The sequence below is a fragment of the Actinomadura sp. KC345 genome, from assembly GCF_004348515.1.
GTDB lineage: Bacteria > Actinomycetota > Actinomycetes > Streptosporangiales > Streptosporangiaceae > Spirillospora.
Window position 1 is genome coordinate 22,354 of record NZ_SMKH01000057.1, and the last position, 10,015, is coordinate 32,368.

Annotated in this window: 7 protein-coding genes; 5 read left to right on the forward strand and 2 right to left on the reverse strand. The window is 75.4% G+C overall.

Annotation, left to right across the window (positions count from 1 at the left end):
- Positions 1–4 precede the first annotated feature (4 nt).
- The 5 genes from E1281_RS12560 (at position 5) to E1281_RS12580 (ending at position 8,107) form a co-directional block, all read left to right on the forward strand.
- Complete coding sequence (locus E1281_RS12560; RefSeq protein ID WP_131877597.1) at positions 5–1,480, forward strand: hypothetical protein; 1,476 nt, start codon at positions 5–7, stop codon at positions 1,478–1,480.
- Positions 1,481–1,569: 89 nt separating this feature from the next.
- Positions 1,570–3,798, forward strand: a complete 2,229-nt coding sequence (locus E1281_RS12565) for a tyrosine-protein kinase domain-containing protein (RefSeq protein WP_131877599.1) — start codon at positions 1,570–1,572, stop codon at positions 3,796–3,798.
- The gene (locus E1281_RS12570; RefSeq protein WP_131877601.1) at positions 3,785–5,455 is read left to right on the forward strand and encodes a polysaccharide biosynthesis C-terminal domain-containing protein; all 1,671 of its coding nucleotides are present in this window, start codon (positions 3,785–3,787) and stop codon (positions 5,453–5,455) included. Before E1281_RS12565 ends, E1281_RS12570 begins: the two co-directional genes overlap by 14 nt.
- Entirely contained in the window at positions 5,442–6,779 is a 1,338-nt protein-coding gene (locus E1281_RS12575) for a ParB N-terminal domain-containing protein (RefSeq protein ID WP_243716895.1), read from the forward strand. The genes E1281_RS12570 and E1281_RS12575 overlap by 14 nt, the downstream gene beginning before the upstream one ends.
- Positions 6,776–8,107 carry an RCC1 domain-containing protein gene (locus tag E1281_RS12580; RefSeq protein ID WP_243716897.1) on the forward strand — a complete coding sequence of 444 codons (1,332 nt, stop codon included), beginning with the start codon at positions 6,776–6,778 and terminating at the stop codon, positions 8,105–8,107. Before E1281_RS12575 ends, E1281_RS12580 begins: the two co-directional genes overlap by 4 nt.
- A 14-nt stretch (positions 8,108–8,121) precedes the next feature.
- On the opposite strand, the gene E1281_RS12585 is transcribed toward E1281_RS12580, so the two are convergent.
- Entirely contained in the window at positions 8,122–8,982 is an 861-nt protein-coding gene (locus E1281_RS12585) for a hypothetical protein (RefSeq protein WP_131877603.1), read from the reverse strand.
- 95 nt (positions 8,983–9,077) lie between these two features.
- On the reverse strand, positions 9,078–10,015 hold a 938-nt coding region (locus E1281_RS12590; RefSeq protein ID WP_347813284.1), incomplete at its 5' end, for a glycosyltransferase family A protein.

Sequence of the window (10,015 nt, forward strand, 5' to 3'; positions counted from 1 at the left end):
GGCGATGAGCAAGCGCACCCTCGGCCCGTCCAGCGTGCAGGCGGAACCGCCGCTCGCGCCGGACTCGATCCCCGTCACCCGGTTCGCGGGCGCCGTCCGGCGCCACCTCGCGGTGCTGGTGATCGCCGTGCTGGCCGGCGGGGCGCTCGGCGCCGCCAAGGTCGCGCTGACCCCGGCGACCTACACCGCGGAGATCTCGGTGCTGGCGCCGCCGGTGGCGCTGCATCCCGGCGTCGACGTCGGGTCGGCGCTCGAGACCGACCTGAAGCAGCCCCGCGACACGACGATGGACACCGAGGCGCAGCTCGTCTGGTCCGACCAGGTGCTGACGGAGCTGGCCAGGCATCCCGGCTTCGACGCCTCCGACGCCGAGCTGCGCGACCGCATCGGCCTGACGGTGCCGACCAGTACGCACGTCCTGACGATCGGCGTCCGGTCCGGGACGCCGGAGTCCGCGCGCAACGGCGCCGAGGTCGTCGCCGACGCGTACCTGAAGCTGCGCACCCAGATCCTCGGCAGGATCCAGGAGCGCAACCGCAAAGCGCTGGAGCAGAACCTCGTCCTGCTCGAAACCCAGCTGGAGGCCCTGCCGGGCGACGAGGACGAGCTGCGCCGGCTCACCACCCGCACCCGCCGCCAGGAGATCGTGAAGCAGATCCGCGAGGTGGAGAAACAGCTCTCCGGTCTGAAGACCAAGCAGGCGCAGCCCGGCGAGGTGCTGAGGGCCGCCGGGCTGCCCGAGTCCCGCGACGACCCCGAACGCGACATCGCGGGGGCCACGGGCATCGGGATCGGGCTGCTGGCCTGGGTGGTCTACGTCCTGCTGCGCGAGACGCGGCCGCGCCGCATCCGGCGGCCCGCGGACCTGCGGCTGCACAGCCGGCTGCCCATCATGGTGGAGGCGCCGACGCTGGGCGGCGGGCACCGCGAGGTCTGCCGGCGGCTGCGCAACCTGGTGTTCGACGCCGAGGCCGGCACCGTCCTCGTCGCCGGGGTCCCCGCCGCCGCCGGCATCGAGCTGGCCTACGAGCTGGCCGAGCTGTGCACCGAGGGCGGCTCGGTGACGACCGTGCTGCGCATCGCCGCGGACGGCGAGGACCCGGGCGATCCGTCCCCTCCGGCCCGGGGGCACCGCGCCTTCACCGTCCGGCTGGTGCGCGGCGACGACGACCGGCAGCTCACCCGGGCCGTGGACAGGGCCGGCCGCGAGTCGCGGATCGTCATCATCACCACCCCCGACATCAACGGCGCCGACACCATCGCCGCGGCCGCGGCCAGCGACCTGACCCTGGTCGTGGTCCAGCGCGGGCGGGCGCTGGACCGCGAGGTCGCGAGCGGAGTGCTGGCCCTCGACCAGTCCGCCAGCCCCGCACGTGGCATCGTGCTGACCGCACCGAGGCTCGGCGGCCCGCCACCCCGGGCCTCTGGGCGAAACCCACACCGGACCCCACCAAGAGCCACCGCTCCCGGACGAGGTTGAGATGAACCGAACCGCCCTTGTGCAACGCGCGGTTAAAGTCGTGATGAACAGTCCGCCGCGCACGACACGGATCAATGAGGGGGATCGCCGTGGGAGCTGACCAGACGGCCGACCCGCAGGGAGGGCAGCTGCTCTCCCTGGTCCGGCGCTATACGGCGGCGCTGGTCGTGCTGGGCGTGCTCGGCGCGGGCGCGGGCATCATCCTGGAGATCGCCGTGCCGCCGCCGTACCAGGCCACGGCGACCGTGCTGGTCAGCCCGCTGGAGGGCAACCCGTACTCGCCGGAGGGGCGCGGCGACGACCTGGTGAACCTGCAGACGGAGGCGCAGCTGGTCTCCACCGACGGGGTCGCCAAGATCGTCGAGAAGAAGCTCGGGCGCGAGCCGGAGGGCGAGGTGGAGGTCACCGTCCCGCCCAACACCCAGGTGCTCAACCTGACCTACACCACCAACGGCTCGACGAAGGCACGCACGGGCGCGCAGGCGTTCGCCGACGCCTACCTGCAGTACCGGACCCAGCGCTCCCAGAGCGTGGTGAACAACCAGCTCGCCAAGCTGAAGACGCAGGCCGCCAAGGTCCAGCGGCAGCTCCAGCAGGCCAACCAGGAGATGGCGGTCTCCTCCGGCTCCCAGCGCGCCACCCTGCAGCAGCGCGTCACCGCCTACACCAACCAGCTCGGCGTGATCGACGAGCAGTCCAACGACATCGCCAGCACCCCGCTCGACCCCGGCCAGGTCATCACCCCGGCGGACGCGCCGGCCGGGCCCGGCATCATCCGCAAGGCCCTGTACGGCACCGGCGGCCTGGTCCTCGGCCTGCTCGCCGGCTTCGTGGTCATGCTGCTGCGGGAGCGGCTGAACCAGCGGCTGCGCAACGCCGAAGCGGTCGAGGGGCTCGGCGTCCGGGCGCTGTCCACCATCCCGGCGGGCGGCCCGGCCGGCGACTCCCTCGCCCTGGTCAGCGCCCCCAAGAGCCCGGTCGGCGAGGCCTACCGGCGGCTGCGCGCCGCGGTCGTGGCGACCGCGCCGCAGACCCCGGTCGCGCTGCTGGTCACGAGCGCCACCCCGGGCGGCAGCGCCCGGCTGGCCAGCGCCAACCTCGCGGTCTCGCTCGCCTTCGCCGGCGCCAAGACCATCATGATCGACGCGACCACCGAGGACGCCGACATGACCGGGCTGTTCGGCGCGCGTCCCGGCAAGGGGCTGTCGGACACGCTGCTCAGCGGCACCGACCCGGCGACCCTGCTGATCCACACCGACTCCCAGCTGCGGCTGCTGCCGCGCGGACCGCGCGCCCTGGAGGCCGCGCACCGGTTCAGCGGCCCGCGCATGCGCGAGGCCGTGAAGGTCCTGCGCCGCCGCAGCGAGTACCTCGTCGTCAACGCCGCCAGCCTGCACGACGCCGACGCGCAGGCGCTGTGCACGTTCATGGACGCGGTCATCCTCGTGGTCAACCAGGGCGTGACCACCCGGGAGGAGCTGCGCCAGGCGTACGTGGAGGCCGAACGCGCCGGCGTCACCGTGCTCGGCGCCCTGCTGGAGCCGCCGGAGCCGCGCGGGGGAAGGCAGGCGCGCCCGGCCCCGCCCCGCCAGGCCCGGCCGCCGCGCGGCGGGGACGGCCGGGGCGGCGCCGAGGCGCGGCCCCACGAGCCCCGCGCAGCCGAGGCGCGCGGCGCGGGTGAGGCACCGCTCACGTGGGCCGACGAGCAGCAGGGGCCCGAGGACGGCCGACGCGCCGACCCGGCCGCCGACGCCGGCTACTGGTCCGGCAGGCAGCGCGACGAGGACGAGCCGGGCGCGGCCGACCCGGCGTCCCTGACCACCCAGGCGCTGCCGCAGATCAAGCCGCAGCCGCGGTCCGCGGAGCCGCGGCAGGGCGCGTCCCGCCAGCCCGGCGCGCGACGCCCGGCGCCACCGTCCGGCGGCGGCCGGCGGGGCACGCCGCCGTCCCTGGAGCCGCCCGCGGGACCGGGCAAGCCCGTCGCCCCCAAGCCCATCTCGCCGACGGAGATCACCCAGGGCACCGGGTCGGGGCCCGCGGCCTCCGGGGCGGCCGGGCGCCGCGGTGCCCGGCCGAGGCCGCCGGAGCCCGACCGCCCTGAGCCCGCGGCCTCGACGGACCAGGCGGCGCCGCCGGAGGCCGGGAACGACGCCGCGCCGGAGTCCGCCTCGACGCGGACCCAGGAGGACATCTCCAAGTACATGCCGCCCGAGCCTCCGGACACCCCCGCGGACAAGCCCGCGGGCGAGCCGTCGCCGGAGGTCGTGCCGCGCTACGGCAAGAAGCCCCACAAGGCCGGACGGCATGCAGAACCCTGACCCGGGCGCGGCACACCGGCCCGAGAGCGCGGGCGGAGAAGCCGCCGCACCCGGCGGGCCCAACCTGAACAGACTGGCCAGAGGCGGCGCCCTCAACCTGGTGGGCGCCGCCGTCGCGGGCGTGCAGGGCCTCGCGCTGGTCTTCCTGGTCGCGCACCTGTACTCGCAGCGGATCGCCGGGACGTTCTTCGCCGCGACGTCGCTGTTCATCATCCTGCAGGCGGTCTCGTGGCTCGGCACCGACGCCGGGCTGCTGCGCTGGCTGCCCCGGCACCTCGCGCTCGGCGACCGCGCCGCGGCGCGGCGGACGGTGCCGGTCGCGCTGGTCCCGGTCCTCGTGACGGCGGTGGTCGCCGGGCTCGTCCTGCTGGCCACGGCGCCGTGGACGGCGGGTCACGTCGGAGCCGGCGACACCGGCGAGGCCGCCGGCATGGTGCGGGTCCTGGCGCTGTTCCTGCCGCTCGCCGCCGCCCAGGACGCCCTGCTCGCGGCGACCCGCGGGTACGGCTCGATGCGGCCGACCGTCCTCACCGACAAGATCCTGCGGCAGACGCTCCAGGTCGCCGGGGTGGTCGCCGCGGCGGTGCTGGCCGACGGCGCGGTCTGGCTGGCGCTCGCGTGGGCCGCGCCCTACCTGCCCTGCCTGGTGATCGCCGCGCTGTGGTACCTGAAGATCAGCCGCGCCGGCGGGGCGGGCGTGCAGGCCGCCGATCCGGCCCCGGAAAAGATCGGCCGGCGTCCGCTGGCGGGCGAGTTCTGGCGGTTCACCGCGCCGCGCGCGTTCGCGCAGATCTGCCAGACGGCGTTCCAGCGCGCCGACATCGTGCTCGTCGCGGCGCTCAGCTCGCCCCGCGAGGCGGCGATCTACACCGCCGCGACCCGGTTCATCGTGATCAGCCAGCTCGTCACCCAGGCCGTGCAGAACGTCATGCAGCCCGCCGTGAGCCGGCTGCTGGCGCTCGCCGACCGGGCGGGCGCGCAGCGGATCTTCGCGGTGTGCGCGTCGTGGAACCTCGCGCTCGCCTGGCCGGTGCACCTGTCGATCGCCGTCGGCGCACCGGTCTACCTGGGCGCGTTCGGCCCCGGCTACGGCGGATCGGGCGAGGCCGTCACGGTCATCCTGGCGATGGCGATGCTGGTGGCGACCGCGACCGGCGCCCGCGACGTGATGCTGCTGATGGCGGGCCGCAGCGGGCTGAGCCTGGTCAACCAGAGCACGGCGCTCGGCGTGAACCTGGTGCTGAACGTGCTGCTGATCCCGCCGTTCGGGATCGTGGGCGCCGCGGTGGCGCGGGCGTCCGGACTGCTCGTCCGGACGATGCTGGCCCTCGTCCAGGTCCGCCGGATCCTCGGGATGAGCCCGGCGAGCGCGGGGCTGTTCTGGGCCGGCGGCTCGGCCCTGGTGAGCTTCGCGGTGCTGCCGCTGGCCGTCCGGTTCGTGGCCGGTTCCAGCCCGATCGCCTTCGCATGTGCGCTGGTCCCGGGCGTGATCCTGTACTTCGCCCTGCTGTGGGCCGGCCGCGAGCGGCTGTCCCTGACCGCGTTCGCCTCCCTGCTGCCGGGGAGGCGCGGCCGCGCCGCGCAGGGGCCCGCCGGCCCCGCCGCCGTACCCACCATCGACACGACCCCTGCCAGGAGCGCCCATGCCGGGAATTGACATGCCGGGAATACAGCAGGTTCGCCGAAAGTCCCGCGCGGTGCTGCGCAAGAGCGGGCTCGCCCCCAGCGGCCCCGTGTACGGGCGGCTGGTCGACGCCGGGCGCTCGCTGCCGATCCCGGCCTCCGCCCGCGTCGCGGTGTCCACCGCCGTGCTGCGCCGGCCGTGGAAGGTGCCCGTCCGGTTCGACCGGCTCCTCGTCGGCGCGCAGGGCGGCTGGACGGCGCGCGAGTTCGCCGAGCGCACCGACGACCTGCTGTGGCCGTCCACACCGTTCCTGGACGGCCCGCACGTCGCGCTGCTGCGGCTCGCCGACGAGGTGCCCGGCCTGACCGACGAGCAGATCCTGGAAAGCGCCTACGGGCGTCTCGGGCTGCGCTGCATCAAGGCCGGCGGCAACTACTTCGGCGGCACCGACGAGGCGGGGGTGCTCGCCGCGGCCCGCGCGTTCGTCGCCCGCTACCGCGGCGAGGCCGGACCGGCGGAGGACGAGGCGCTCCGCCCGCAGCAGAGCGGGCCCCAGGACCCGGTGCTCGTCGCCCCCGTCCGCGGCTCCGACCGGTACCAGATCCTCGACGGCCACCACCGTCTCGCGATCGCCGCGATGAACGGCGCGGACGGCGCGGACGTCGTCGCGAAATGGCTGCCCGTCACCACTCCCCTCCAGGACCTCCTGCTCAAGATGAGCTGGCTCGACGGCACGCACGAGCTGTACCAGCCGATCGGCGCGCCCGAGCTGGAGTCCGGCTGGACGACGGTCCGGCAGTGCACCGACCGGCTCGCCAAGATGGACGCGTTCCTGGGCGAGCGCGGCATCGCCGCCGGCCGCTACCTGGACGTCGCGAGCTGCTACGGCTGGTTCGTCGCGCGGATGGCCGAGCGCGGCTTCGACGCCGGCGGCATCGAGCGCGACCCGCTCGCCGTCCCGCTCGGCCAGGCCGTCTACGGGCTCCCGGACGGCGCCGTCGCGACCGGCGACGCCGTCGAGTTCCTCGGCGGTCACGACCCCGCCCGCTGGGACGTGGTGTCGTGCTTCAGCCTGCTGCACCACTTCGTCCTCGGCCGCGGCCCGGTGAGCGCCGAGGAGCTGATCCGGCTGCTCGACCGCGCCACCGGCCGGGTGCTGTTCTTCGACACCGGCCAGGACAACGAGGCCTGGTTCGCCGAGTCGCTGCGCGGCTGGGACCCGCCGCGCGTCGAGCGCTTCCTGCGCGAGCACACCGGCTTCGACGAGATCGTCGACCTCGGTCCCGACGAGGACGCCCGCCCCCCGTACGAGGACAATTACAGCAGGCACCTGTTCGCCTGCGTCCGCACGGCGTGACCCCGCACCGGGCGATCGCCGCACGACGGGCGATCGCCGCGTTCGCCGCCGTCCCCGCGCTCCTGGCGACGGGGGCGTGCGGTGGTTCCGCGTCGCCCGCCGAGGCACCGCGGATCTCCCCGCCGCCCGCCGCCGGGTCGGCGGGCGAGCGGACCGGCGCCGTGTGGACGAGCGGCCTCAACACCGACGGGCAGCTCGGCCGCCCCGGCCCGGCGCCCGACCCCGGGCTCGCCCCCGCCGACGGCGGGGAACGACTCGGCCGGGTGCAGGGCGTCGCGGGCGGCGGCCGCCACTCGCTGGCGATCCTCGGCGGCGGCGAGGTCGTCGCGTGGGGCGCGGGCGACCGCGGCCAGCTCGGCGACGGCACCACCCGTGACCGGCGCGTCCCCGTCCCGGTCCGCGCGCCCGACGGGGAGCCCGGCCGGCTGGACGACGCCGTCGCGGTCAGCGCCGACAACGACTTCTCCATGGCGCTGCGCCGCGACGGGACCGTCGTGACGTGGGGCGAGGGGTCGTCCGGGCAGCGCGGCACCGGGAAGCGCACCGCCCCGCGCGTTCCCACGACCGTGAAGGCGCCGGACGGCCGCGTGCCGCTCACCGGCATCACCGCGATCGCCGCCGACGGGCACACCGAGCTGGCGCTGCACCGCGACGGGCGCGTGTTCGCCTGGGGCGCCAACGACTACGGGAACGTCGGCGACGGCACCCGCGAGGACCGGTCGCTGCCCGTACCGGTGCGCGACCTGGACGGCTCCGGGCCCCTGACCGGCGTCACCCGCATCGCGGTCGCCGGCCAGCACGGACTGGCGCTCCTGCGCGACGGGAAGGTCGCGTCGTGGGGGCGCAACGATCTCGGGCAGCTCGGCGGCGGGGACCGGCGGGACCGGCTCACGCCCGCCCTCGTCTCGGGCGTGCGCGGCAAGGGCGACCTCAGCGGTGTGGCCGCCATCGCCGCGGCGGAGAAGCACAACTACGCGCTCCGCACGGACGGCACGGTCGTCGCCTGGGGCAACAACACCGCGGGCCAGCTCGGCGACGGGACGCTGGAGCTCCGCACCTCCCCGAGCGTCGTCGCCGGCCGCGGCGCCGACGACGAGAAACTTCGGGACGTGGCACAGGTGTTCGCGGGCGAGGCGTACGGCGCGGTGATCCTGGCCGACGGGACGGTGCTGACGTGGGGCGCGGGCGGCAGCGGCCAGCTCGGCTCCGGGAAGCGGGCACCCCGCAGCCGGCCCGGCCCGGTGGCGGCCGCCGGCGGGACCTCGCTGGGCAAGGCCCTGTCGGTCGGCGCCGGCGAGCGCCACCTGATCGTGCTCGTGAGCCCCTAGGCGTTCTTGGGGGGCTAGGCGTTCTTGGGGGGCTCCGCCCTGGTCTCCGCGGGCGGCGTGGTCCCCGCGGGCCGGGGCCCCTCCGCGGGCGGCTGAGCGGCAGGCGCGGGACCGCCCGGTGCGGGGGGTCCGGACGCGGCCGGGCCGGGCGCCGCGGGGGCGGGGGTCACGGAACGGCGCTTCCACAGCAGGAACCCGGCTCCGGCGGCCGCCACGGCCACCAGACCGCCGCCGCCCAGCACGAACGGCATGGCGGACCCGTCGTCCTTCGGCGCGGCCTCCTCGGAGCCCGCGGCGGGCGCGGTCGGCTGCGACTGGGCCAGGGTCCGCTCCTCCCGCTGCTGCACCTTGGCGGCGGGCGTCTCCGGGGCGGGCTTGCCGTTGTTGCCGGGCCTGCCGGGCTTCGGCGGCGCGTACTTGGACTCCGGCAGCGTCTGGACGAACTTGAGCAGCGCCAGGTCGGGCTTGCCCTTGCCCGCCTTGACCGCCTTGTTGTAGGCGGTCTTCACCTGCCGGTCCGGCAGCGTGTTCGAGGTCACCTCGAACTGGTCGCCGGCCAGCACCGCGTAGGTGCCCTTGCGGCTCATCATCCCCGGCAGCCGCCTGAGGATCTGCCCCGCGTCGTTCCCGGCGGGCACGACCGCGACGAAGACCGGGACGGACCGGCCCTGAGCCTGGCGAAGCAGCTCCTGCGCCCCGTCCGACTCGTAGTACTTGGCGTCCGAGTCGACGTAGTAGCCGCTTTCGGTGATGCCCTCGGCGATCGCGTCGAGATCGACCTCTGCGAGCGCGGGCGTGGCGGCCAGCCCGAGCGCCGGTACCAGCGCCAGCGCCAGCACGCCGGACGCGGCGATGCGACGTGAGGATGTGTTCACGAGAGCGGCTCCTTCTAACACTCTGCGACGACCATTGACAGTAGCGGCGTGACGTGGGGCGCGGTGACCAAAGCCGAGGAAACGGCCGCGATGGGTCAGATACCGCGCCCCCGGGTGTGCAGGGCGAGCAGGACGCGCTTGCCGGACACGGCGCCGGAGGCGACCGCCAGCGCGAACGGCACCCGCCGCTCGGCCGGGTTGGCCTTCAGCGCCCGCGCCGACCAGCGCAGCGCGTCCCGCCGCCGGCCGACGGTGGCGCAACCGAACGCGAGCTGCCCGTACACGCGTCCGGCGGCGCCCGGGACCTTGCCGATCTCCGGGTAGTGCTCCAGGAACCACTCCAGCGCCGCCACCTTCGTCTCCCACGCCTGCGCGTAGTACGACGTCAGCCCCCACAGGACGCGGACGTAGGGTTCGTCCACGTTGACGACGGGGTGGCGGCGGGCGGCGCGCAGCGCGAGGTCCCAGTCCTCGCCCTGGCTGCCCGGGATCGTCTCGTCCACCATGCCGATCTCGACGAGCCGCTCGCGGCGCGCCACGTAGGTGGACGAGTGGACGCTCATCATCCGGTCCCGGATGAGGGCGTCGTAGGTGACGCGGTCCGTCCCGGCCAGCCGGGGCAGCTCCCGCCCGTCGAAGTCGATGAGGATGCCGGAGCTGCACAGCACCGCCCCGGGCTCCCCCTCCAGCGCCTTCACCTGGGCGGCGACCTTGCCGGGCAGCCACTGGTCGTCGTCGTCGCAGAACGCGACGAGATCGGTGTCCAGGGACAGGATGCCGGAGTTGCGCGCCCCGGCCAGGCCCGGCTCCCGCGTGTTGGCGATCACCTCGACACGGTCGCCGGCGAACGACGCGTCCGGCTCGGCCCGGTCGAACACGACGACGGCGCGCAGCTCGCCCTCATAGTCCTGCGCGAGCACCGAGTCCAGCGCGCGGCGCAGCAGCTCCGGCCGGTCGTGCGTCGGGAGGACGACTCCCACGGATGGTGGCATCGAGGGCCTGCCCTGACTTTCGGGGGGAGATGGGTTCGGGG